Annotated in this window: 24 protein-coding genes; 17 read left to right on the top strand and 7 right to left on the bottom strand. The window is 60.3% G+C overall.

What is annotated here, in order from left to right; translation table 11 throughout:
- Nucleotides 1-67 precede the first annotated feature (67 nt).
- Nucleotides 68-1111, bottom strand: a complete 1044-nt coding sequence (locus tag ACTV8E_RS06935; RefSeq protein ID WP_443199003.1) for an alpha/beta hydrolase family protein — start codon at nt 1109-1111, stop codon at nt 68-70.
- A gap of 216 nt (nt 1112-1327) precedes the next feature.
- Between ACTV8E_RS06935 and ACTV8E_RS06930 the strand changes: the two genes are divergently transcribed.
- From ACTV8E_RS06930 to trpC, 10 genes are all read left to right on the top strand, one after another.
- A complete protein-coding gene (locus tag ACTV8E_RS06930) occupies nt 1328-2437 on the top strand; it encodes an ABC transporter ATP-binding protein (protein ID WP_251834652.1) in 1110 nt (369 codons plus the stop codon).
- 202 nt (nt 2438-2639) lie between these two features.
- Entirely contained in the window at nt 2640-3671 is a 1032-nt protein-coding gene (locus ACTV8E_RS06925) for an ABC transporter substrate-binding protein (protein ID WP_443199002.1), read from the top strand.
- Nucleotides 3672-3723: 52 nt separating this feature from the next.
- Nucleotides 3724-4968: an ABC transporter permease gene (locus ACTV8E_RS06920; protein ID WP_443199001.1), complete on the top strand. Its 1245-nt coding sequence runs from the start codon at nt 3724-3726 to the stop codon at nt 4966-4968.
- A 17-nt stretch (nt 4969-4985) separates the two neighbouring features.
- Nucleotides 4986-5816, top strand: coding sequence for an ABC transporter permease (locus ACTV8E_RS06915; protein ID WP_443199000.1), 831 nt, complete (start codon nt 4986-4988; stop codon nt 5814-5816).
- Nucleotides 5817-5879: 63 nt separating this feature from the next.
- Complete coding sequence (gene rpe, locus ACTV8E_RS06910; protein WP_251834656.1) at nt 5880-6554, top strand: ribulose-phosphate 3-epimerase; 675 nt, start codon at nt 5880-5882, stop codon at nt 6552-6554.
- The gene (locus tag ACTV8E_RS06905; RefSeq protein ID WP_443198999.1) at nt 6551-7252 is read left to right on the top strand and encodes a phosphoglycolate phosphatase; all 702 of its coding nucleotides are present in this window, start codon (nt 6551-6553) and stop codon (nt 7250-7252) included. The genes rpe and ACTV8E_RS06905 overlap by 4 nt, the downstream gene beginning before the upstream one ends.
- A 188-nt stretch (nt 7253-7440) precedes the next feature.
- On the top strand, nt 7441-8919 hold the full coding sequence (gene trpE / locus ACTV8E_RS06900) for an anthranilate synthase component I (protein ID WP_443198998.1): 1479 nt from the start codon (nt 7441-7443) through the stop codon (nt 8917-8919).
- Nucleotides 8920-8931: 12 nt separating this feature from the next.
- A complete protein-coding gene (locus tag ACTV8E_RS06895; protein ID WP_251834658.1) occupies nt 8932-9528 on the top strand; it encodes an aminodeoxychorismate/anthranilate synthase component II in 597 nt (198 codons plus the stop codon).
- On the top strand, nt 9525-10571 hold the full coding sequence (trpD, locus tag ACTV8E_RS06890; protein WP_443198997.1) for an anthranilate phosphoribosyltransferase: 1047 nt from the start codon (nt 9525-9527) through the stop codon (nt 10569-10571). The genes ACTV8E_RS06895 and trpD overlap by 4 nt, the downstream gene beginning before the upstream one ends.
- Complete coding sequence (gene trpC / locus ACTV8E_RS06885) at nt 10568-11365, top strand: indole-3-glycerol phosphate synthase TrpC (RefSeq protein WP_443198996.1); 798 nt, start codon at nt 10568-10570, stop codon at nt 11363-11365. The genes trpD and trpC overlap by 4 nt, the downstream gene beginning before the upstream one ends.
- 63 nt (nt 11366-11428) lie before the next feature.
- On the opposite strand, the gene crp is transcribed toward trpC, so the two are convergent.
- The gene (gene crp / locus ACTV8E_RS06880; protein ID WP_251834661.1) at nt 11429-12073 is read right to left on the bottom strand and encodes a cAMP-activated global transcriptional regulator CRP; all 645 of its coding nucleotides are present in this window, start codon (nt 12071-12073) and stop codon (nt 11429-11431) included.
- 234 nt (nt 12074-12307) lie between these two features.
- Between crp and ACTV8E_RS06875 the strand changes: the two genes are divergently transcribed.
- Nucleotides 12308-12730 carry an OsmC family protein gene (locus tag ACTV8E_RS06875; protein WP_251834662.1) on the top strand — a complete coding sequence of 141 codons (423 nt, stop codon included), beginning with the start codon at nt 12308-12310 and terminating at the stop codon, nt 12728-12730.
- Nucleotides 12731-12792: 62 nt separating this feature from the next.
- On the opposite strand, the gene coq7 is transcribed toward ACTV8E_RS06875, so the two are convergent.
- The 3 genes from coq7 to hemJ all read right to left on the bottom strand — a co-directional run bounded on the left by coq7 (nt 12793) and on the right by hemJ (nt 14382).
- Nucleotides 12793-13440 carry a 2-polyprenyl-3-methyl-6-methoxy-1,4-benzoquinone monooxygenase gene (coq7, locus tag ACTV8E_RS06870; protein WP_443198995.1) on the bottom strand — a complete coding sequence of 216 codons (648 nt, stop codon included), beginning with the start codon at nt 13438-13440 and terminating at the stop codon, nt 12793-12795.
- 84 nt (nt 13441-13524) lie between these two features.
- Entirely contained in the window at nt 13525-13863 is a 339-nt protein-coding gene (locus ACTV8E_RS06865) for a histidine triad nucleotide-binding protein (RefSeq protein ID WP_273536406.1), read from the bottom strand.
- Between the two features lie 90 nt (nt 13864-13953).
- Complete coding sequence (gene hemJ / locus ACTV8E_RS06860; RefSeq protein WP_273536407.1) at nt 13954-14382, bottom strand: protoporphyrinogen oxidase HemJ; 429 nt, start codon at nt 14380-14382, stop codon at nt 13954-13956.
- Between the two features lie 137 nt (nt 14383-14519).
- Between hemJ and argC the strand changes: the two genes are divergently transcribed.
- From argC to erpA, 4 genes are all read left to right on the top strand, one after another.
- A complete protein-coding gene (gene argC, locus ACTV8E_RS06855) occupies nt 14520-15554 on the top strand; it encodes an N-acetyl-gamma-glutamyl-phosphate reductase (protein ID WP_251834666.1) in 1035 nt (344 codons plus the stop codon).
- Entirely contained in the window at nt 15554-16276 is a 723-nt protein-coding gene (locus ACTV8E_RS06850; RefSeq protein ID WP_251834667.1) for a DUF6776 family protein, read from the top strand. The genes argC and ACTV8E_RS06850 overlap by 1 nt, the downstream gene beginning before the upstream one ends.
- Nucleotides 16276-16701 carry a bactofilin family protein gene (locus ACTV8E_RS06845; protein ID WP_443198994.1) on the top strand — a complete coding sequence of 142 codons (426 nt, stop codon included), beginning with the start codon at nt 16276-16278 and terminating at the stop codon, nt 16699-16701. The genes ACTV8E_RS06850 and ACTV8E_RS06845 overlap by 1 nt, the downstream gene beginning before the upstream one ends.
- 73 nt (nt 16702-16774) lie before the next feature.
- Nucleotides 16775-17125: an iron-sulfur cluster insertion protein ErpA gene (gene erpA, locus ACTV8E_RS06840; protein ID WP_251834669.1), complete on the top strand. Its 351-nt coding sequence runs from the start codon at nt 16775-16777 to the stop codon at nt 17123-17125.
- A 132-nt stretch (nt 17126-17257) separates the two neighbouring features.
- Here the strand turns inward: erpA and ACTV8E_RS06835 are convergent, their stop codons facing one another.
- Nucleotides 17258-18349, bottom strand: coding sequence for an anhydro-N-acetylmuramic acid kinase (locus ACTV8E_RS06835; RefSeq protein WP_443198993.1), 1092 nt, complete (start codon nt 18347-18349; stop codon nt 17258-17260).
- Nucleotides 18350-18352: 3 nt separating this feature from the next.
- A complete protein-coding gene (locus ACTV8E_RS06830; RefSeq protein WP_443198992.1) occupies nt 18353-19735 on the bottom strand; it encodes a peptidoglycan DD-metalloendopeptidase family protein in 1383 nt (460 codons plus the stop codon).
- Between the two features lie 262 nt (nt 19736-19997).
- Between ACTV8E_RS06830 and rpmE the strand changes: the two genes are divergently transcribed.
- Together rpmE and ACTV8E_RS06820 are read left to right on the top strand one after the other, a co-directional pair.
- Nucleotides 19998-20210, top strand: a complete 213-nt coding sequence (gene rpmE / locus ACTV8E_RS06825) for a 50S ribosomal protein L31 (RefSeq protein WP_251834672.1) — start codon at nt 19998-20000, stop codon at nt 20208-20210.
- Nucleotides 20211-20607: 397 nt separating this feature from the next.
- A complete protein-coding gene (locus ACTV8E_RS06820; protein WP_273536411.1) occupies nt 20608-21876 on the top strand; it encodes a malic enzyme-like NAD(P)-binding protein in 1269 nt (422 codons plus the stop codon).
- Nucleotides 21877-21915: the final 39 nt, after the last annotated feature.

The following is a 21915-nucleotide window of genomic DNA, read 5'->3' as shown; positions in this document are numbered from 1 at the left end:
CGCGACTCGACATCCACTCTTAGAAGCTGAGCCAGCGGTTGCGGGAGCCAATCGTTAGCGAACAGTCCTAGCGACTGGCGCGGGGCTCAAGCTCCAGCCAGCCGCGAACGCGGCGTACCAGTTGCCCTTGTTCGGCTTGTGCGTCGCCAGGCAGTGCTTGCAGGCCCACTTGCACGTAACTTGGGTGTTTCTGACGCTTGCTGGCCTGCAGACGCTCACGGGCCGCGCTGCGCTGCGCGGGGATATTGCGGTAATAGAAATCACCGGTCGCCAGGCGCAGGTCGGGCAGAACTTCATCAAGGCCAGGGACAACGTCCTCGGGCGCGCGCGGCGCCACCAGCAACAGGTTGGCAACCCCGTGTGGCTGCTTTTCACGCAGGTAATGCGCAGCCCAGTAGGCGCCCGTGCCATGGCCAAGCAGCACGATGGTGCGCGGTTGCTGTTGGTAGGCGTATTCCAGGGCTGCGTCGATGCGGGCTAGCATCTGCTCGCTGTGGGCCTGATCGGCATCAATGACCGCTTCCTCGACAGGCTCGGCAGCATAGTCACCGAGCTCCAGGCTTTCTGCCTCTAGCGACGCTTGCATCTCCTCATTCGTGGCGGGAACGGGGAACTCTGCAGTTTCCGGGGCTTGCGCTGCGTCTTCGGCTGCGGTGCTTTCCAGCGGTAGCGGCGCCTCGGCTACCCGGCGCGGGGCGATACCGGCATTGGGCGCGTCGGGCAGCGTCAGGCTCAACGTGCTCCAGCCAGCATCCGGCAACTGGCGCCGCAGCGGGCCGATTGCCCGCGGCCAGTCGGCCGTTTCGCCCTCGCCGGGCAGAATGATGACCAGCCCATTGGCCTGCGCCTGGTTAGCCGGTTGCCACAGGCCCAGGAATGCATCATTGCCGCCATCCAGTTGCAACTGCTGATGAATTGGCACTTGACGTTGCAACGCCACGGCGGCCGTTTCGCTGCGGCTGTCAGGCGCGGGCCGTGGCGCAGCAGTTTCCGGTTGTTCGACTTGAGTAATGGCTTGCGTGGCCTCGTCGAGGTTGTCCTCGGCGATGGCTCCCGACATGAAGAAAGCCAATGTCAGCGGGGGAAGGAGGGCGGCAAGGTTACGCGGCATGGCAACGGACCGGGGGCTGAAAAATAGGGAGTCTAAAGCCCAATCGAGAGGTTGTCAGGTTACGCCGCCCGTGGACCGAATGAATGCCTGATTGAAACCCTGTCAGGTGCGCTTTTGCCGATTGACGCTACGCTTTTAAAGGCAGGTTTCAGGCAGCTCGGTGACGAAACCGGGCTTTTGAATCGCCGGACTACAAACTTTCGAATGGTCATTTCAATGGTTGATGCACCGACAGGCGAAGTCTTGGTCAGCTTTCGTGGCATCCAGAAGAGCTACGACGGTGAAACACTGATTGTCAGGGACCTCAACCTGGATATTCGCCAGGGTGAATTCCTGACCTTGCTCGGCCCTTCCGGCTCGGGCAAGACCACCAGCCTGATGATGCTCGCCGGCTTCGAAACGCCCACCGCCGGAGACATCCTCCTTAACGGCCGCTCAATCAAGCATGTGCCGCCGCACAAGCGCGATATCGGCATGGTGTTCCAGAATTACGCCTTGTTTCCGCACATGACGGTGCGGGAAAACCTGGCCTTTCCGCTCAGCGTGCGAGGGCAAGGCAAGGCGGAAATCGCCGAGCGGGTAAGCCGGGCGCTGGCCATGGTGCAACTGGATGCCTTTGCCCATCGTTACCCCGCGCAATTATCGGGTGGCCAGCAGCAACGGGTGGCGCTGGCACGTGCTCTGGTATTCGAGCCTCAGCTGGTGCTGATGGACGAACCGCTGGGGGCACTGGACAAGCAACTGCGCGAACACATGCAAATGGAGATACGCCATTTGCACAGGCACTTGGGCGTGACCGTGGTGTATGTCACCCACGACCAGGGCGAGGCGCTGACGATGTCCGACCGGGTGGCAGTTTTTCATCAGGGCGAGATCCAGCAGGTCGCGCCACCGCGGGTGCTTTACGAAGAGCCACAAAATGCCTTCGTTGCCAACTTTATTGGTGAGAACAACCGCATCAATGGCCAGTTGCTCAGTCGCAGCGGCGAGCATTGTGTGGTTCGACTGCCCCAAGGCGAAACCGTCGAAGCGCTGGCGGTACAGGTCGGTCAGCCGGGCGAGCCGGTGAGCCTGTCCGTGCGGCCGGAGCGGGTGCTACTCAACGGCCACAGTGCCGCATGCGCCAATCGCTTTGCCGGGCGGGTGATGGAGTTCATTTACCTGGGCGACCACGTGCGGATGCGGCTGGAAGTCGCCGGGCAAAATAATTTTTTCGTCAAGCAGCCAATTGCCGAGCTCGATCCCGAGTTGCGGGTCGGCGACGTGGTGCCGTTGGGCTGGCAGGTCGAGCATGTGCGTGCGCTCGACCCCCTGACGACGGAATAAATAAACGCTAGTGGCCTGTTAGTTGGTTCCCTCAAGTTCGGATGCCTGAGGTTCCGAGACAAGGCGCCACGACGAGTCATAGCAGGGCTATGGCGAGGAGTGGCAACGCAGTATCGGGGCCTCGGGCGCCGAAATTGACTAACTGAACTAGCCAAACAGGCCATTAAACATGCCAACCACACAACGAGCGGGGACAACAACAATGATGACCACTCTGAGAATCACATTCCTGGCCGCCACTCTGGCGACTGCGGGACCCGCCCTGGCGGTGGATTTGACCGCTGTGTCGTTTGGCGGGGCAAGCAAGCAGGCCCAGGTCAAGGCGTTCTATGAGCCCTTCGCGAAAGCCACCGACAACCGCATCCTGGCCGGTGAATACAACGGCGAAATGGCCCGGGTCAAGGCCATGGTCGATACCAATAGCGTGACCTGGAACCTGGTGGAGGTGGAGTCGCCTGAGCTGGCGCGCGGGTGCGACGAGGGATTGTTCGTGGAGCTGGACCTGGAGCGGTTCGGCAATCCGGATGACTTCATTCCCGGCACCTTTCGGCCCTGTGGTGTGGGTTTCTTCGTCTGGTCCACAGTGCTCGCCTACAACGCCGACAAATTGAAAGCCGCGCCGACCGGCTGGTCTGATTTCTGGGATGTACAGAAATTCCCCGGCAAGCGGGGCCTGCGCAAGGGGGCCAAATACACGCTGGAATTCGCCCTGATGGCCGATGGCGTCGCCCCGGCGGAGGTCTACGACGTATTGGCAACGCCTGAAGGCGTTGACCGGGCATTCGCCAAGCTTGATCAGCTCAAGCCGCATATCCAGTGGTGGGAAGCCGGTGCGCAGCCGCCGCAGTATCTGGTGTCTGGCGACGTGGTGATGAGCTCGGCCTACAACGGGCGTATTGCCGCTGTGCAGAACGAGAGCAACCTGCAGGTCGTTTGGAACGGCGGTATCTATGATTTCGACTCCTGGGCAATTCCCAAAGGCGCCCAGAATCAGGAGCAGGCCCTGGAATTCATTGCCTTCTCGCTACGGCCCGAACAGCAGAAGATCTTCTCCGACAACATCGCCTACGGGCCGACCCATAAGGGCGCCGTCAAGCTGATGGACCCGGCGCGCCTACCGCTGATGCCGACCACCCCGGAAAACATTGCCAACCAAGTGGCCATCGACGTGACCTTCTGGGCGGACTACGGCGAGCAGCTGGAACAGCGTTTCAACGCCTGGGCTGCACGCTGAGCAGGCGTCCTCGCCCATGACCGGGCGGGCCGCTCATCAAACGGAGTGATCTATGGCCATCGCGCCGATGCCACTCAGGGCCGGGCTGTCGCTCAAGCGCCGCCTGGCCCGCGCCGAACGGCTGACGCGCCTGAAATCCCAGGCGCTGATCCTGCCCTTATTGTTGTTTCTGTTGCTGACGTTTCTGGTGCCGATCGGAGCGTTGCTGATGCGCAGTGTCGACAACCCGGAAGTGGTGGGCGGTCTGCCGGAAACCCTGGCGATTCTCGCCGATTGGGACGGCCAGGGCTTACCAGGCGAAGGGGCCTATCGCGCGCTGGGCGAGGATCTGTATCAGGCGCGCCGGCAACAGCGGCTCGGTGATCTTTCCAAGCGCCTGAATCTGGAATTGCCTGGCTACCGTAGCCTGTTGTCGAAAACCGCGCGTGTCATGCCGCTTAAGCCTGAACCGGTGAGCTATCGGGACGCATTGATCAAGCTCGATGCACGCTGGGGCGATCCGGCCTACTGGCAGGTCATGCGCCGCAACGCCCGCGGGGTGACGCCTTACTACCTGCTCGCTGCGCTCGATCTGCGTATAGACGAGCAGGGTGAGCTATCGGCAACCACGCCTGACCAAGCGATCTACCTGGATATTTTTGCGCGCACCTTCTGGATGGGGGCGGTCGTCACCGTCTGTTGTCTGCTGCTGGGCTATCCGCTGGCCTACTTGCTGGCTACGTTGCCGACCCGGCAAAGCAATTTGTTGATGATTCTGGTGCTGTTGCCCTTCTGGACGTCGATTCTGGTCCGCGTGGCCGCCTGGATCGTGCTGTTGCAGTCCGGTGGTCTGATCAACGGCGCGCTGCTGAAACTGGGGCTGATCGAGCAGCCGTTGCAGCTGGTGTTCAACCGCAGTGGCGTGTACATCGCCATGGTGCACATCATGCTGCCGTTCATGCTTCTGCCAATTTACAGCGTGATGAAAGGCATCTCGCCGTCTTACATGCGCGCGGCGATCTCCCTCGGTTGCCATCCGTTCGCCAGTTTCTGGCGGGTGTATTTCCCGCAGACCTTGCCCGGGATCGGTGCCGGTGGCCTGCTGGTGTTCATTTTGTCCATCGGCTACTACATCACCCCGGCGCTGCTGGGCAGTCCGAACGATCAGATGATCAGTTACTTCGTGGCGTTCTACACCAACACCTCGATCAACTGGGGCATGGCCACAGCCCTGGGTGGGCTGCTGCTATTCGCCACCTTGCTGCTGTATATCGTCTACAGCTGGCTTGTGGGCGCCGGCCGGCTGCGCCTGGGATAAAGGACTAGGAGCTCCATATGCTGACCCCCTACGCCTCGCCCATCGAGCGAGTATGGCATTACAGCCTGCGCATCTTTTGCGCCCTGGTGCTGCTATTCCTGATCCTGCCGGTGCTGGTAATCGTGCCGCTGTCGTTCAACTCCGGCTCCTTTCTGGTGTATCCGCTGCAGGGCTTCTCCCTGCGCTGGTACACGGAGTTCTTCAGCTCGGCCGACTGGATGCGCGCGCTGAAAAACAGCCTGATCATCGCGCCAGGCGCGACGTTGTTGGCGCTTATATTCGGCACTTTGGCGGCGGTGGGGCTGACGCGCAGCGAGTTTCGCGGCAAGGCACTGCTGATGAGCCTGCTGATTTCTCCCATGGTGGTGCCGGTAATCATCGTGGCGGTGGCCTGTTACCTGTTCTTCGCACCGCTGGGGTTGGTCAACAGCTACCTGTCGCTGATTGTGGTGCATGCGGTGCTCGGCGTGCCGTTTGTGGTGATCACCGTGACGGCAACGTTGCAGGGGTTCGACAGCAACCTGGTGCGTGCCGCCGCAAGTCTGGGGGCGCCTCCGCTGACGGCATTCTTCCGCATCACGTTACCGATCATTGCGCCGGGAGTGATTTCCGGCGCGCTATTTGCCTTCGCGACCTCGTTTGACGAAGTGGTGGTCACGTTGTTTCTCGCTGGCCCACAGCAGGCCACTTTGCCTCGGCAGATGTTCACCGGTATCCGCGAGAACCTCAGCCCGACGATTGCCGCCGCCGCTACCTTGCTGATCGCCTTCTCCGTGTTGCTGCTGCTGACGCTGGAATGGCTGCGTGGACGTAACGAACGCCTGCGTACAGCGACCAGCGGCCCATGAGCACGCCGAAGGCGGTGAGGGGTACAATGCGTCGCATCCCGCTTTCGCCCCGAGGAGCCGCCCATGCAACCCTTCGCCATCGCCCCGTCGATCCTGTCCGCCGATTTCGCCCGCCTCGGCGAGGAAGTGGACAAGGTGCTCGCCGCCGGTGCCGACATCGTGCATTTCGATGTCATGGACAACCATTACGTGCCCAACCTGACCATCGGCCCGATGGTCTGCGCGGCGCTGCGCAAATATGGCATCACTGCGCCCATCGACGCCCACCTGATGGTCAAGCCGGTAGACCGCATCATTGGCGACTTCCTCGAAGCCGGCGCCAGCTATATCACCTTCCACCCGGAAGCCTCCGAGCACATTGATCGCTCCCTGCAGCTGATTAAATCGGGTGGCGCCAAGGCGGGCCTGGTGTTCAATCCGGCCACCTCGCTGGACAGCCTGAAGTACGTGATGGACAAGGTCGACATGATCCTGCTGATGAGCGTCAACCCCGGTTTTGGCGGGCAGAAGTTCATTCCCGGTACGCTCGACAAGCTGCGTGAAGCCCGCGCGCTGATCGAGGCGTCCGGCCGCGACATTCGCCTGGAAATCGATGGTGGGGTCAATGTGCAGAACATTCGCGCGATCGCCGAAGCGGGCGCCGACACCTTCGTGGCTGGCTCGGCGATTTTCAATCAGCCCGACTACAAGGCAGTGATCGACGCCATGCGCGCCGAGCTGGCGCAGGTCCGCTCATGACGCGTCTGGAACAGCTGTTCAACGGTCGTCTGCCGCGCCTGGTGATGTTCGATCTGGATGGCACGCTGGTGGATTCGGTGCCTGACCTGACGGCAGCGGTGGACAGCATGCTTGCCCAGCTCGGTCGGCCGGTGGCCGGTATCGAGCGGGTACGCAACTGGGTGGGCAACGGCTCGCTGGTGTTGGTACGCCGTGCCCTGGCTGGAGAGCTTGAGCACGATCACGTGGACAACGGACTGGCGCAGCAGGCCCTGGCGCTATTCATGCAGGCCTATGCCGGCAGTCACGTGCTGACGACGGTCTATCCTGGTGTGCACGAGTGCCTGGACTGGCTGGCGGACAAGCACATCCCGTTGGCTGTGGTGACCAACAAGCCGAGTGAGTTCGTCGCGCCCTTGCTGGAAGAGAAGGGCTTGGGCGGTTACTTCCGCTGGCTGGTCGGCGGCGATACCTTGCCCCAGCAGAAGCCCGATCCGGCGGCGCTGTTCTGGGTCATGGACAAGGCCGGAGTCAGTGCTGGGGATGCACTGTTCATTGGTGATTCGCGCAATGATGTGCACGCCGCCAACGCGGCGGGCGTGCCTTGCGTGGCATTGTCCTATGGCTACAACCACGGTCGACCGATTGCCGAGGAATCACCGGCGCTGGTACTTGACGACCTGCGTGCGCTGGTTGCCAGCGCTGCGGCGCTGAGCTAGTGTTGCGGCTCAATGTCATTTCCCGCCAAAGAGTTCAGATCGTGGTGGTCACCCGCAAACAGTGGATGAAAGTCATCAAGGCCCTGGCCCGTTGGCGCTGGCGCGCCTGACTTTTGCCTCGCCGGCCCTGATGGCGCCGGCCCGTTTGCCCGACCTTATGTGTATATCCCTCCGACCACGAGGCTGACATGACCCGCAAAGACTTCCTGCGTTTGGCCGCCGACGGCTACAACCGCATTCCCCTGGCGTTCGAAACCCTGGCGGATTTCGATACGCCGCTGTCGCTGTATCTCAAGCTCGCCGATGCGCCCAACAGCTACCTGCTGGAGTCGGTGCAGGGCGGCGAGAAATGGGGCCGCTATTCGATCATCGGCCTGCCCAGCCGCACCGTGTTGCGCGTTTATGGCCACCACGCTGAAATTCGCGAGAACGGCGAGTTGATCGAAGAGGCCGAGGTTGACGATCCGCTGACGTTCGTCGAACAGTTCAAGGCCCGTTACCGGGTGCCGACTCTTGGCGGCCTGCCGCGCTTCGACGGCGGTCTGGTCGGTTACTTCGGTTACGACAGCGTGCGCTATGTGGAGCAGAAGCTGGCGCAGTGCCCGAATCCTGATCCGCTGGGCACGCCGGACATCCTGCTGATGGTGTCCGACGCCGTGGTGGTGTTCGACAACCTGGCCGGCAAACTGCACTGCATCGTGCTGGTCGATCCGGCGGAGGCGAATGCCTACGAGAACGGTCAGGCGCGTCTGCGCAAGTTACGCGACACGCTGCGCCAGCCAATCACGCCGCGTCTGGGCCTGGATCTTGCTCAGATTGGCGGTGCCGAGCCCACGTTCCGCTCCAGTTTTAGCCGGGACGATTTCGAGGGAGCTGTGGCGCGGATCAAGGATTACATCCTCGCCGGTGACTGCATGCAGGTGGTGATTTCGCAACGCATGTCGATTCCCTTCAAGGCTGCGCCCATCGACCTCTATCGTGCCCTGCGCTGCTTCAACCCCACCCCTTACATGTACTTCTTCAACTTCGGCGACTTCCACGTGGTGGGCTCCTCGCCAGAGGTGCTGGTGCGCGTCGAGGACGGCACGGTCACGGTACGCCCGATCGCCGGCACCCGTCCGCGCGGCGCGAGCGAGGAGGCCGACCTGGCGCTGGAGCAGGACCTGCTGTCCGACGCCAAGGAACTGGCCGAACACCTGATGCTCATCGACCTGGGTCGTAACGACGTGGGTCGGGTATCCGACACCGGCTCGGTGAAAGTCACCGAGAAAATGGTCATCGAACGCTATTCCAACGTCATGCACATCGTGTCCAACGTCACCGGCCAGCTCAAGGCCGAGCTGACGGCCATGGATGCGCTGCGTGCCATCCTGCCGGCCGGAACCCTGTCCGGCGCGCCGAAGGTACGGGCGATGGAAATCATCGACGAGCTGGAGCCGGTCAAGCGCGGCGTCTACGGTGGCGCGGTCGGTTACCTGGCCTGGAACGGCAACATGGACACCGCGATTGCCATCCGCACCGCAGTGATAAAGGACGGCGCGCTGCATGTGCAGGCTGGCGCCGGTATCGTTGCCGACTCACAACCCGCCCTTGAGTGGGAAGAAACCTTGAATAAACGCCGCGCGATGTTTCGCGCAGTGGCCCTGGCCGAACAACACGGCACGTGAAGGAGAGCAACCATGCTGCTGATGATCGATAACTACGATTCCTTCACTTATAACGTGGTCCAGTACCTCGGCGAGCTGGGCGCGAATGTCCATGTGGTGCGCAACGACCAACTGAGTGTGGCGGATATCGAGGCGCTGCAACCCGAGCGCATCGTGGTGTCGCCCGGCCCTTGCACGCCCAGTCAGGCGGGGATCTCGCTGGAAGCCATCCGCCATTTTGCCGGCAAACTGCCGATCCTCGGTGTCTGCCTCGGCCATCAGAGCATCGGTCAGGCCTTCGGCGGCGAGGTGGTGCGCGCCCGCGTGGCCATGCATGGCAAGACCAGCCCGGTATTCCATGAGCATCACGGCGTGTTCGCCGGACTGAGCAACCCACTCACCGTGACCCGTTACCACTCACTGGTGGTCAAGCGCGATACGCTGCCGGAGTGCCTGGAAGTGACGGCCTGGACCCAGCTCGACGACGGCGGTGTCGATGAAATCATGGGCCTGCGGCACAAGACGCTGAACATCGAGGGGGTGCAGTTTCACCCGGAGTCGATCCTTACCGAGCAAGGCCATGAACTCTTTGCCAACTTTCTCAAACAATCCGGAGGCGTGCGCCAATGAATATTAAAGAAGCCCTTAATCGGGTGGTGAACCATCTGGATCTGAGCACCGAGGAAATGCAGTCGGTGATGCGCGAAATCATGACCGGCCAGTGTACGGATGCGCAGATCGGCGCCTTCCTGATGGGCATGCGCATGAAGAGCGAGACCATCGACGAGATCGTCGGTGCCGTGCAGGTGATGCGCGAGCTGGCCACGCCGATGCCGCTGGTCGGTGCAGGCATGGTCGACAACTGTGGCACCGGCGGCGATGGCGCCAACATTTTCAACGTGTCCAGCGCCGCCAGTTTCGTGGTCGCCGCTGCGGGCGGCAAGGTCGCCAAACACGGCAATCGCGCGGTGTCTGGCAAGAGCGGCAGCGCTGACCTGCTGGAGGCTGCGGGGCTGTATCTGGAACTGACTCCTGAGCAGGTGGCGCGCAGCATCGATACCGTTGGCGTCGGCTTCATGTTCGCTCCGGCCTACCACGGCGCCATGCGCTTTGCCGGCACGGCCCGCAAGGAGCTGGGCATGCGTACCCTGTTCAACATCCTTGGTCCGATGGCTAACCCGGCTGGCGTCAAGCACCAAGTGCTCGGCGTATTCAGCAAGGCGTTGTGCCGGCCACTTGCCGAGGTGCTGCTGCGTCTGGGCAGCAAGCATGTGTTGGTGGTGCATTCCCAGGACGGTCTGGATGAAGTCAGCCTGGCCGCGCCGACCCACGTGGCCGAGCTTAAAGATGGGGTGGTCACCGAATACGTGATCAAGCCGGAGGACTTCGGCATCAAGAGCCAGACCCTGATTGGCCTGGCTGTTAACGATGCCCAGGAATCCCTGGCGCTGATCGAGGATGCCCTGGGCAAGCGCAAGACTGAAAACGGTCAGAAGGCTGCCGACATGATCGTGCTCAATGCCGGTGCGGTGCTGTATGCCGCCGACATCGCCAGCACCTTGAAAGACGGCGTGCACATGGCTCATGACGCCTTGTTCAGCGGCCTGGCTCTGGACAAGCTGCAGGAGCTGGTCTCCTTCACGGCCATATTCCGTCAGGAGAATGCCCAATGAGCATCCCATCCGTGTTGAATAAAATTGTGGCCCGCAAGGCTGAGGAGGTTGCTGAGCGTCGTGCGCGGGTCAGTCTTGCCGAGCTGGAGGCGCTGACCAAGCAGGCCGATGCACCCCGTGGTTTCGCCCAGGCTCTGCGTGATCGCGTTGCCCGTCGCGAAGCGGCGGTGATCGCCGAGGTAAAAAAAGCCTCGCCCAGCAAGGGCATCATTCGCGAACGCTTCATGCCGGCCGAGATAGCCCGCAGTTATGAAGCGGGCGGTGCCGCCTGCCTGTCGGTACTCACCGACATCGACTTCTTCCAGGGCGACGATGCCTACCTGCAACAGGCGCGCTCCGCCTGTTCGCTGCCGGTGATTCGCAAGGACTTCATGATCGATCCCTACCAGATCGTCGAGTCCCGTGTGCTGGGCGCGGACTGCGTGCTGCTAATCGTTGCCAACCTGGAAGACGGACAAATGGCTGAGCTGGCTGCGGTGGCCAAAGAGCAGCATCTAGATGTGCTGGTAGAAGTGCATGACGGTGACGAGCTAGAGCGTGCCTTGCGCATCGACACGCCGTTGCTGGGCATCAACAACCGCAACCTGCATAACTTCGAGGTCAGCCTAAACACCACGCTGGAGCTGAAAAGCCGCGTGCCGGCGGATCGTCTGGTGGTAACCGAAAGCGGCATTCTCGGGCGTGCGGATGTCGAGTTGATGGCCGCCAACGATGTGTATGCCTTTCTCGTCGGTGAAGCGTTCATGCGTGCCGAGGATCCGGGTGCGGAGCTCAAGCGACTGTTCTTTCCCTAAGTGGCGCAGCGGACATAAAAAAACCGGCCTAATTGGCCGGTTTTTTTATTTTGGTGTGTTGGCTCAGCGTGTGCCGAATACCACCATAGTCTTGCCTTTGACGTTCACCAGGCCCTGTTCTTCCAGAGCCTTCAACACGCGACCGACCATTTCGCGGGAGCAGCCGACGATGCGGCCGATTTCCTGGCGAGTGATCTTGATCTGCATGCCGTCCGGGTGGGTCATGGCGTCGGGCTGCTTGCACAGATCGAGCAAGGTGCGCGCCACGCGACCGGTCACGTCGAGAAATGCCAGGTCGCCCACTTTGCGTGTAGTGTTGCGCAGACGCTCGGCCATCTGGCTACCCAGGGCGTAGAGGATGTCCGGGTCTTGCTGGACGAGTTCGCGGAATTTGGTATAGCTCAGCTCGGCGACTTCGCATTCGGTCTTGGCGCGTACCCAGGCGCTGCGCTCCTGCTCGGCGCCGTTCTGGTCGAACAGGCCCATCTCGCCAAAGAAATCGCCCGTATTCAGGTAGGCGATGATCATCTCGCGACCATCATCATCCTCGATAAGAATGGTGACTGATCCCTTGATGATGAAAAACAGGGTTTCGCAGCGATCACCTGCATAAATGATGGTGCTTTTCGCGGTGTAGCGGCGTCGGTGGCAATGTGCCAAAAGTTTATCGAGGTGTTTGTTTTTTGACGGAATGCTGATAGCGACCATGCTCAAGTTCCCAAAAATGTAAGGTGCGTTCTGGCGAACAGCCCTTTGTTCTAGTTATAGGCGGAGTGTGCCATTTAACAGCTGGCAACTTAACAGTCACCCTTGCTTTGGTATCGGCATTTCGTGACCAGCCTCTCATCCTGCGCTTGGTTTCGGCAAAAGTCGCGGGTCAGGGCGGCTCAAACAGCTGTGATAAGCTGCGCGCCTTTCAACAGGTGAGAGCGAGTGGTAGCGATGAAAGCGCGCATTCAGTGGGCCGGCGAGGCGATGTTTCTCGGTGAGTCGGGTAGCGGCCATGTGGTGGTCATGGATGGTCCGCCGGAAAATGGCGGTCGTAACCTGGGCGTGCGACCGATGGAAATGCTACTGCTGGGCCTGGGTGGCTGTGCCAGTTTCGATGTGGTGAGCATTCTCAAGAAGTCACGCCAGGCTGTGGAAAGTTGCGAGGCTTTTCTCGAGGCCGAGCGGGCTGATGAAGACCCCAAGGTGTTCACGAAAATTCACCTGCGCTTTGTAATCAAGGGGCGTGGCTTGAAGGAACCTCAGGTGAAGCGTGCGGTGGACCTGTCGGCAGAAAAATATTGCTCGGCGTCGATCATGCTCGGTCGTGCGGGCGTAGACATGGGCCACAGCTATGAGATCGTCGAGCTGGGTTGAGACGACTGCTGTTGCATGAACGACAAAGGGCGCCTGGGCGCCCTTTGTCGTTCATGCAGAGCCTAGATCCGATAGGCGGTCTTGGTCATGACCTTGGCCATCAGCGACATGCCGAATTTCACTGGCGCGGGGAAACGATAGCCACCCGCCGCCAAGGCATTGCTGGAATGTTGTTCTTCGTCGATGCGCATTTGCTCAAGCACGGCGCGGCTCTTGGCATCTTCGGCGGGGATCTGCGCCAGGTGTTCGTCCAGGTGCTTGACCACCTGGTCCTCGGTGGCGGCGACGAAGCCCAGGCTGACTTTGTCGCTGATCAGGCCGGCACCCGCGCCGATGGCAAAGGACATTCCGTAAAACAGGGGATTGAGCAGGCTGGTATGGCTGCCCAGTTCCCGGATGCGCTGTTCGCACCAGGCCAGGTGGTCGATTTCTTCATCGGCGGCGTGTTCCATGGCATCGCGGATATGCGACAGCTTGGCGGTCAGCGCCTGGCCCTGATAGAGCGCCTGGGCACAAACTTCGCCGGTATGGTTGACGCGCATCAGGCCGGCGACGTGGCGGGCCGTTTCCGGGTCGAGCGTCGCTTCTGTTTGCAAAATGGCGGGTGAAGGCCGGGTCGAGGGGCCGCTGAAGGGCAACAGGGTGCGCAGTGCGGCATCAGCCTGGAGCAGCAGGCGGTCGGCAGGGGAATAGTGGCGTTCGCTGGCCATGGGCACCTCCGGAAACAGATACGGCAGTTTACCCCATTGTCGAGGCGGTGATTTGACCCGCATCAGGGACGACTGGCTGGCAGGTCAGCCGGGTGGCCAATGCATCTGCCGCTGGCCAAGAACATGCATGTGAATATGACTGACCGTTTGCCCGCCGTGTTCGTTGCAATTCATGACCACCCGAAACCCTTGGCTGCAGCCTTGTTGCGCGGCGAGGCGTTGGGCGGTTAGAAGAATATGGCCGGCCAGTGTGGTGTCGTTATCAGCCAGGTCATCAAGGGTGGCGATGTGTCTTTTCGGAATGACCAGAAAATGCACAGGCGCTTGTGGATTGACGTCATGAAAGGCGACCACCTGGTCGTCTTCGTAGAAAATGCGTGCCGGAATCTCACCGGTAATGATCTTGCAGAAGAGGCATTCCACAGAAGGCTCCAAATCGCGAGAAGAGCCTTCAGTGTAATGGTGCTGCGGCCGACCTGCCCTACTGCGGCAGGCAAGCGGCCGACAGGGGAGTCAGAACGGCTTGACGATGACCAGAATCACGATGGCAATCAGAACCAGAACAGGAACTTCATTGAACCAACGGTAGAACACATGGCTGCGTGGTGTCTCGCCCTTGGCGAAGCGTTTCACCTGGGCACCACAGACATGGTGGTAACCGATCAGCAACACCACCAGGGCCAGCTTGGCATGCAGCCAGCCGCCGCCGAGAAACAGCGTGGGATTGAGTGCCAACAGGGCAATGCCGAAAATCAGCGTGGCGAGCATGGCCGGCAGCATGATGCCGCGGTACAACTTGCGCTCCATGGTGCAGAAACGGTCACGGCTGATTTGGTCGTCGCTCATGGCGTGGTAGACAAACAGGCGCGGGAGATAGAACAGGCCCGCAAACCAGCAGACCATGGCGATAACGTGCAGAGCTTTGAGCCACAAGTAGAGCATGATGGATGTCCTAAGGTTTTTCAGGGGGCGGCCGATAGTAGTGACAAAGCTGTCAGGCGTCACCTCAACGGTTGGCTGGTGTGTGCAGCGGTCTTATCATCAGCGGTTTTTTCTGACACGTATTTGAGGTACGCAACATGATCAAGGTTGGAATCGTCGGGGGTACGGGGTACACCGGGGTTGAATTGTTGCGTTTGCTGGCGCAGCACCCGCAGGTCGACGTCGCGGTCATTACGTCGCGCTCGGAAGCGGGTATCAAGGTCAGCGACATGTATCCCAATCTGCGTGGTCATTATGATCAACTGGCCTTCAGCGTGCCGGATGCTGCCACCCTCGGAGCCTGCGATGCGGTGTTCTTTGCAACTCCCCATGGCGTTGCCCACGCATTGGCAGGTGAACTACTGGCCGCCGGCACCAAGGTAATCGACCTGTCTGCCGACTTCCGTCTGCAGGACGCCGAAGAATGGGCCAACTGGTACGGCCAGCCCCACGGTGCGCCCGAATTGCTGGGCGAGGCGGTTTATGGCTTGCCGGAAGTCAATCGGGAAAAGATCAAGGCAGCACGCTTGATCGCCGTGCCGGGCTGCTATCCGACAGCGGCTCAGCTGGGGCTGCTGCCCTTGCTGGAGGCTGGGTTGGCCGACACCTCACGGCTGATTGCTGACTGCAAGTCGGGTGTCAGCGGGGCCGGGCGAGGTGCCAAGGTCGGTTCGCTGTTCTGCGAAGCCGGGGAAAGCATGATGGCCTATTCGGTAAAGGGCCATCGCCATCTACCGGAAATCAGTCAGGGTCTGCGTCGCGCCTCTGGGGGCGATATCGGGCTGACCTTCGTACCGCACTTGACTCCCATGATTCGCGGTATTCACGCCACGTTGTATGCCACTGTGGCGGATAAATCCGTCGATCTGCAGTCGTTGTACGAACAGCGTTATGCCAATGAACCCTTCGTGGATGTGATGCCGGCTGGCAGCCATCCGGAAACCCGGAGCGTGCGGGGCGCCAACGTGTGCCGCCTGGCCATACACCGCCCACAGGGTGGTGATCTGGTTGTCGTGCTGTCAGTGATCGACAACCTGGTCAAGGGTGCTTCCGGCCAGGCAGTGCAGAACCTGAACATTCTGTTTGGTTTCGATGAGCGAATGGGGCTCGCCCATGCGGGGATGATGCCCTGATGGCTGATTGGGAAGTACGGGCGCGCAACCCGCGCCGGCAGCGTCAGGTCAGGGTATTGATCGTGCTTGCGATAGCGTCCCTTCCGGCCATGTTTGCGGTGGCGTACTGGCTGGGTGGGCACAACAGTCGTGCCGAGCTGCTCGAGCTGCGAGCCATGCAGGAGCAGTTCGAGGAACGCGCCAATGAGCTGGAGCAGGCGCAGCAGATGCAAGTGGTGCTGGCCAGTGGCGAGCGCCTCGTGCGTCAGGCCAACGAACAAAGTCGCCTCACCATCAAGTCGCTGGAAGAGCAGATCTACAAGCTGCAGCAGGATTTGGCGTTCTACAAGGGGGTACTGGCCCCGGCCAGTCGCAAGGAAGGGCTGCGAATTCGCTCTTTTGAGCTGCAAGCCACTGATTCGCCCCGGAACTTCCGCTACAAGCTGCTGCTCAGCCGAGTTGGTGAGGATAACAAGCCGCTCAAGGGCAAGGTACAGATTACGGTGATCGGCAAGCAAGCCGGCAAAACCGTAACCCTTGATATGGCCGAACTCTCGCCGGAATGGCAGGGTGCGACACCTTTTTCCTTCAAGCATATGCAGGCAATCCCCGAGGGGGGGCGATTCGCCGAGTTGCAGTTGCCTGAGGATTTCACCCCCAGTCAGGTCAATGTGCAGGCCGAGATCTCCGGACAGCGCAAACCTCTGGAACGCACATATAACTGGATTGAAGAGAAAAAATAATGTCTAGGTGGGGAAAGAAGAAAGTGGCTGCCGATCTGCAGCAGTTCAATGGCAAGACCAGCATCATTGCAGCGGGTGCTCTGTTGGTTGGTGACCTGCGCGTGAAAGGTGCAGTGCAGTTGGATGGTCGCTTGCAGGGCAATCTGATCGCTGAGGACGGACTGGTGCGTGTCAGTGCCGGTGGTCTGGTCGAAGGGGAAATTCATGCAAAGCATGTCATCCTGGACGGCGAAGTGACTGGCGATGTGCATGCCAGCGAGCAGGTCGAGCTTGGCGCTGACGCCCGTGTACGCGGCAACCTGTACTACGGACTGATGGAAATGACCATCGGCGCTCAGGTAGAGGGGCGTTTGTTTGCGACCCGCGATGGCGCGGCTCCTTTAGAACTGCCGGCACCGCTGGATGCGGAGCTCGTTGAGGAATAGTTGACCAAATTTGTCGGACAAGCGGATAATGCGCATCACGATGTAGTTGGCTTGCTGCCGGGAGATCTACAGCATGAGCGTTGAAACCTTCACCCCCACTCCCTTGCAATTCACCCAGGGTGCGGCGAGCAAGGTGAAGAACTTGGTCGATGAAGAGGGTAATCCCCGCCTAAAATTGCGGGTTTTCGTAACGGGAGGCGGTTGTTCCGGTTTCCAGTACGGCTTTACCTTCGATGAAGAGGTGGCCGAGGACGACACCATCGTCGAACGCGAGGGGGTCAGCTTGGTGGTCGATCCGATGAGCTTCCAGTACCTGGCCGGTGCGGAAGTGGATTACCAGGAAGGGTTGGAAGGTTCACGTTTCGTGATCAACAACCCGAATGCCAGCACCACTTGTGGCTGTGGTCAGTCATTCTCAATCTGATGCGCGTTGCCTGCTTAAAAAACGCCGTGTTTCGACACGGCGTTTTTTTTGGCTCTGCGTTAAGTGGTGCGAGTCCCGTAGGGAAGAAGCGACCGCCGATAGTGCCTCTTGAATAGCCGTTGGGGCTCTGAGTTAGGCGGGATAAATGGCGCCCAGTATTCGCTGACCACTTGCGCCGGTCACGCTGGGCCGATTAGCGGGAATACGTTCCAGGCAGCAGTGCGCTAGCCAGGCAAAGGCCATGGCTTCTACCCAGTCGGGATCAATGCCGTAATGTGCCGTGGTGGCCACATGGACACCCGGTAACAGCTCGGCCAGACGGCTCATGAGTGTCTGGTTATGGGCTCCGCCCCCACACACCAGGACTTCCCGGCAATCGGTTTGGGCCGCCTGCAGGGCGTGAACGATGCTGAGTGAGGTCAATTCCAGCAACGTACGCTGTACGTCTTCTGCTGCAATGGGCGGCAGGGCGTTCAGGTGCTCTTGTAGCCAGGGCAGGTTGAACAGCTCACGGCCTGTACTCTTCGGGCCTTGGGTCTGGAAGAATGGCATTGCCAGCAGGCGCTGTAGCAAGGCGGGGACCACGTGGCCGCTGGCTGCCCAGGCGCCGCGGTCATCGTAGGCCAGGCCGCGCTGAACCCCGATCCAGGCATCCAGCAACGCATTGCCCGGGCCACAATCGAAGCCACAAACAGGCTGTTCGGGTTGCAGGAGGGTGACGTTGCTGAAGCCGCCGATATTTAGAACTGCGCGGGGCATATCGCCCGCGTCGAACACGGCCTGATGAAACGCCGGAACCAGTGGTGCACCCTGTCCATTGGCGGCTACATCGCGGCGGCGAAAATCCGCAACCACACTGATGCCGGTGCGCTCGGCGAGCAGCGCGGGGTTGCCAATCTGGACCGTGAAGCCGCGAGCTGGCTCATGGCGAACGGTCTGGCCATGGCTGCCAATGGCGCGGATAGCGGTTGCCTCCAAGCCTTCGCGCTGCAGCAAGTGGGTGATCGCCTCGGCGGCCAATTCTGCCCAGCGGTTCTCCGCCAGGGCGGCACGCGCCAGTTCGTCATTGCCCGCGGCGCATAGGCTAAGTAGCTCGTGGCGAAGGGTGTCGGGCATGGGGCGATACAGCGAGGCAAGCAGCCGGGGTTGTTGCAGTTGCTCGATCAGGGCGATGTCCAGCCCATCCAGGCTGGTACCGGACATGACGCCTAGATAAAGAGGCATGGTTTACTGCTTGTTCTCAGCCAATACAGTGGTGCGCTGCTGGTTCAGGTGTGCAACCAGCGGCTGGCTCATTTGCAGGAAACGCTTTTTTTCCTTGCCGGTGAGCGGATCGGCCATCAGCTGCTTCTGGCTCAGCGGATCAACGTGGGTGCCATTGACCTGGAATTCATAGTGCAGATGTGGCCCGGTGGACAGGCCCGTGGTACCGATGTAGCCAATGATCTGGCCCTGTTTTACCGTGCTGCCGTTGCGCACGTTCTTGGCGAAGCCCTGCATATGCGCGTACAGCGTGCGGTAGCGGCTGCCGTGCTGAATGATCACGGTCTTGCCATAACCACCCTTGTTGCCGGCCAAGATCACCTTGCCATCACCGGCGGCCTTGATCGGCGTGCCACGTGGCGCTGCGTAGTCGACACCTTTATGGGCGCGGATCTTGTTGAGGATCGGGTGCTTGCGGCCCGTGGAGAATCGCGAGCTGATCCGGGCGAAATCAACCGGGGTGCGGATGAATGCCTTGCGAACGTTGGTGCCGTCGGCGGTGTAGTAGCTAGTTTGCCCCTTGGTGTCGGTATAACGGACCGCCGTGTAGGTGGTGCCGCGGTTTACGAAGCGAGCCGCGAGGATATTGCCGGTGCCGACAGGTTTGCCGTCCAGTACCTTCTCCTCGTAGAGCACGTCGAATTCGTCACCTTCACGAATGTCCATGGCGAAGTCGATGTCGTAACCGAAGACGTTGGCCAGATCCATGATGACGGTATGGCTCAGGCCGACTTGCTGGGCTGCGCCAAACAGGGAGCTGTTGATCGTCGCGTGAGCATAGGCCTGGCGGGTTTCCGGTTCGAGGCGCTCGCGCTCGAATTGGTAACCTTGGTCCGTTCTGGACAGGCGAATGGTTTCCAGGCTGTTTAGCGATGAACTTATCGACTCCAGTTGGCCGTCAGGGGTGAGTCGAAAATCGATTTGCTGACCTGCCCGGATACGGCTGAACTGCTTGGCTTCTTTGCTGCTGTTGAGCATTTCATGCAGCGTGTTGGCAGAAAGGCCCAGGCCGCTGAACAAAGTGGAAAGCGTATCACCACTGCCGACGGTAACTTGTCTTAGCAGCGGGTCAGTGGGCGTGTCGCTCGCCAGGTCGATTGCTTCAGCGTCGTGCGAGAAGGGCGCGGTGTCCGCAGTAGTCAGCTCAGGGGCTGGATTGGCTAGGGTGTCTTTCTCGAGATAAGCAGCCGAACCCAATTCCAATTCCTGGGTCAGGTAAGTTTTCTTGGCTTCGACTTCTCGCGAGGGAAACACCAGCAGAGCCAGGCTGAGCAATGCAGCTACGCCGCTGGCCGCCAGCAGGTGGCTTTTTGGATACAGCGGCGTGCGTAAAATGGTTGGCTTCATTGGCGAATTGAATGCTAGCTATGAAATAACTGAATAAAATATAACCAAAAAAAAGGTCGGGCAACTTCGTTCAGACTTTACAGACGTATGGTCATGTCGCCGGTACCCTTATCGCACTTCAAGGAAGCGGGTGCAAATCTTGTCAGTTTCACGGACGAGACAGATTTGCATCGATTCAATCGTCTGGTATTATCCGCCGCCTGTTTTGCGTGCGGTATTCGGCATAGGGCCGGGTGGCGGCGCGCCGACTGAGGACTTTGCTATGAAAGCCGATATCCATCCGAATTATGTCGCGATCGAAGCTACCTGCTCCTGCGGTAACGTGATCAAGACCCGCTCCACGATTGCTAAGAACATCAGCCTGGACGTGTGCTCCGAGTGCCACCCGTTCTACACCGGCAAGCAGAAAGTGCTGGATACCGGTGGCCGTATCGACCGCTTCAAGCAGCGTTTCGGTGGCTTCAGCGCCAAATAAGCGCAGCAAGCCGGGAAAGCCTGATGGGCTTTTCCAGGCTGATGAAAAAGGCGTCCCTGGTGGCGCCTTTTTTGTGCCTGTCGTTTGTGGTTTTCGGCGGGTTGTCGGGTTGCCTTGGGGGACATTGAGGCCGATAGCTGGATGTGGCGAGCCATTATTGCGCTATCAAGTGGAGCGGGGCTGATTGCTTGTCTGGTCCCAAATCATGGTGCTGTTGCTTTAGAACGCACGCTGGCAGCGACGCTGTGTCGCACTGTTGCGTCCACGCCACAGGCTGCGCCAGACCGCCCTTTGCATGTGGTTGCAGCAGCGTCAAGACGACCTTGTGAGGTGTATTTATCTTGCGTATGCTCGCTGATCAGTCGGTTTAACTAGAAAAAAAAGCGGGACTCCCACCATGTCAGATCTGAAAACAGCCGCCCTCGAATATCATGCTCAGCCCCGCCCCGGGAAACTGAGCGTCGAGCTGACCAAGCCCACGGCCACCGCCCGTGATCTGGCTTTGGCTTATAGCCCTGGAGTGGCTGAGCCGGTGCGCGAGATTGCTCGCGATCCCGAGCTTGCTTATCGCTATACCGGCAAGGGTAACCTGGTTGCGGTGATTTCCGACGGCACCGCGATTCTCGGTCTGGGAAATCTGGGCCCGTTGGCCTCTAAGCCGGTGATGGAAGGCAAGGGCGTGCTGTTCAAGCGTTTCGCAGGTGTCGACGTGTTCGACATCGAAGTGGATGCTGAGAGCCCCCAAGCGTTCATTGATACGGTCAAGCGCATCTCCATTACCTTTGGCGGCATCAACCTGGAAGATATCAAGGCACCCGAGTGCTTCGAGATCGAGCGGACGCTGATCGAACAATGCGACATTCCGGTGTTCCATGATGATCAGCACGGTACCGCCATCGTCACGGCGGCCGGTATGCTCAATGCGCTGGAGATCGCCGGCAAGACTCTTGAGGACGCTAAGATCGTCTGCCTCGGTGCGGGTGCGGCCGCGACGTCCTGCATGCGACTGTTGATCAGCATGGGCGCCAAGGTCGGGAACATTTTCATGGTCGACCGCAAGGGCGTGATCCATGCTGGCCGCGACGACCTCAATCAGTACAAGGCAGCGTTTGCCCATGAGACTGACCGGCGCACGCTGGAAGATGCCTTGGACGGCGCCGATGTGTTCGTCGGTCTGTCCGGCCCAGACCTGCTCAGCGCCGAGGGTTTGAAGCGCATGGCTGTCAATCCCATCGTCTTCGCCTGCTCCAACCCCGATCCGGAAATCAGCCCCGAACTGGCCCACGCCACCCGTGACGATGTAATCATGGCTACAGGGCGTTCGGATTACCCGAACCAGGTTAACAACGTGCTCGGCTTTCCGTTCATTTTCCGGGGTGCTTTGGATGTGCGCGCAACGCGCATCAATGAGGAAATGAAAATCGCAGCCGCATTGGCGTTGCGCGACCTGGCCAAGCTGCCGGTGCCGGCGGATGTGTGTGCAGCCTATAGTCTGGGCGAATTGCAGTTCGGTCGCGAGTACATCATTCCCAAGCCGATGGACCCGCGCCTGATCACCCTGGTCTCCGATGCGGTTGCCAAGGCCGCGATCGAGTCGGGTGTGGCCACGCTCCCCTACCCGTCGAACTATCCGCTGAAATCAGTGGATGATGTGTTCAACGGTTAAACCGGCCGCCACAAAAAAACCGCCTTAGGGCGGTTTTTT

The sequence above is a fragment of the Pseudomonas sp. B392_1p genome (assembly GCF_052245235.1).
GTDB classification, from domain to species: domain Bacteria; phylum Pseudomonadota; class Gammaproteobacteria; order Pseudomonadales; family Pseudomonadaceae; genus Serpens; species Serpens gallinarum.
The sequence above is the reverse complement of the archived record's forward strand: the minus strand, read 5'-3'. Positions and strand labels throughout refer to the sequence as shown.

Coding starts and splice junctions, on each gene's coding strand:
- ACTV8E_RS06935 (WP_443199003.1), bottom strand. CDS start 1,111: ATGCCGCGTAACCTTGCCGCCCTCCTTCCCCCGCTGACATTGGCTTTC.
- ACTV8E_RS06930 (WP_251834652.1), top strand. CDS start 1,328: ATGGTTGATGCACCGACAGGCGAAGTCTTGGTCAGCTTTCGTGGCATC.
- ACTV8E_RS06925 (WP_443199002.1), top strand. CDS start 2,640: ATGATGACCACTCTGAGAATCACATTCCTGGCCGCCACTCTGGCGACT.
- ACTV8E_RS06920 (WP_443199001.1), top strand. CDS start 3,724: ATGGCCATCGCGCCGATGCCACTCAGGGCCGGGCTGTCGCTCAAGCGC.
- ACTV8E_RS06915 (WP_443199000.1), top strand. CDS start 4,986: ATGCTGACCCCCTACGCCTCGCCCATCGAGCGAGTATGGCATTACAGC.
- rpe (WP_251834656.1), top strand. CDS start 5,880: ATGCAACCCTTCGCCATCGCCCCGTCGATCCTGTCCGCCGATTTCGCC.
- ACTV8E_RS06905 (WP_443198999.1), top strand. CDS start 6,551: ATGACGCGTCTGGAACAGCTGTTCAACGGTCGTCTGCCGCGCCTGGTG.
- trpE (WP_443198998.1), top strand. CDS start 7,441: ATGACCCGCAAAGACTTCCTGCGTTTGGCCGCCGACGGCTACAACCGC.
- ACTV8E_RS06895 (WP_251834658.1), top strand. CDS start 8,932: ATGCTGCTGATGATCGATAACTACGATTCCTTCACTTATAACGTGGTC.
- trpD (WP_443198997.1), top strand. CDS start 9,525: ATGAATATTAAAGAAGCCCTTAATCGGGTGGTGAACCATCTGGATCTG.
- trpC (WP_443198996.1), top strand. CDS start 10,568: ATGAGCATCCCATCCGTGTTGAATAAAATTGTGGCCCGCAAGGCTGAG.
- crp (WP_251834661.1), bottom strand. CDS start 12,073: ATGGTCGCTATCAGCATTCCGTCAAAAAACAAACACCTCGATAAACTT.
- ACTV8E_RS06875 (WP_251834662.1), top strand. CDS start 12,308: ATGAAAGCGCGCATTCAGTGGGCCGGCGAGGCGATGTTTCTCGGTGAG.
- coq7 (WP_443198995.1), bottom strand. CDS start 13,440: ATGGCCAGCGAACGCCACTATTCCCCTGCCGACCGCCTGCTGCTCCAG.
- hemJ (WP_273536407.1), bottom strand. CDS start 14,382: ATGCTCTACTTGTGGCTCAAAGCTCTGCACGTTATCGCCATGGTCTGC.
- argC (WP_251834666.1), top strand. CDS start 14,520: ATGATCAAGGTTGGAATCGTCGGGGGTACGGGGTACACCGGGGTTGAA.
- ACTV8E_RS06850 (WP_251834667.1), top strand. CDS start 15,554: ATGGCTGATTGGGAAGTACGGGCGCGCAACCCGCGCCGGCAGCGTCAG.
- ACTV8E_RS06845 (WP_443198994.1), top strand. CDS start 16,276: ATGTCTAGGTGGGGAAAGAAGAAAGTGGCTGCCGATCTGCAGCAGTTC.
- erpA (WP_251834669.1), top strand. CDS start 16,775: ATGAGCGTTGAAACCTTCACCCCCACTCCCTTGCAATTCACCCAGGGT.
- ACTV8E_RS06835 (WP_443198993.1), bottom strand. CDS start 18,349: ATGCCTCTTTATCTAGGCGTCATGTCCGGTACCAGCCTGGATGGGCTG.
- ACTV8E_RS06830 (WP_443198992.1), bottom strand. CDS start 19,735: ATGAAGCCAACCATTTTACGCACGCCGCTGTATCCAAAAAGCCACCTG.
- rpmE (WP_251834672.1), top strand. CDS start 19,998: ATGAAAGCCGATATCCATCCGAATTATGTCGCGATCGAAGCTACCTGC.
- ACTV8E_RS06820 (WP_273536411.1), top strand. CDS start 20,608: ATGTCAGATCTGAAAACAGCCGCCCTCGAATATCATGCTCAGCCCCGC.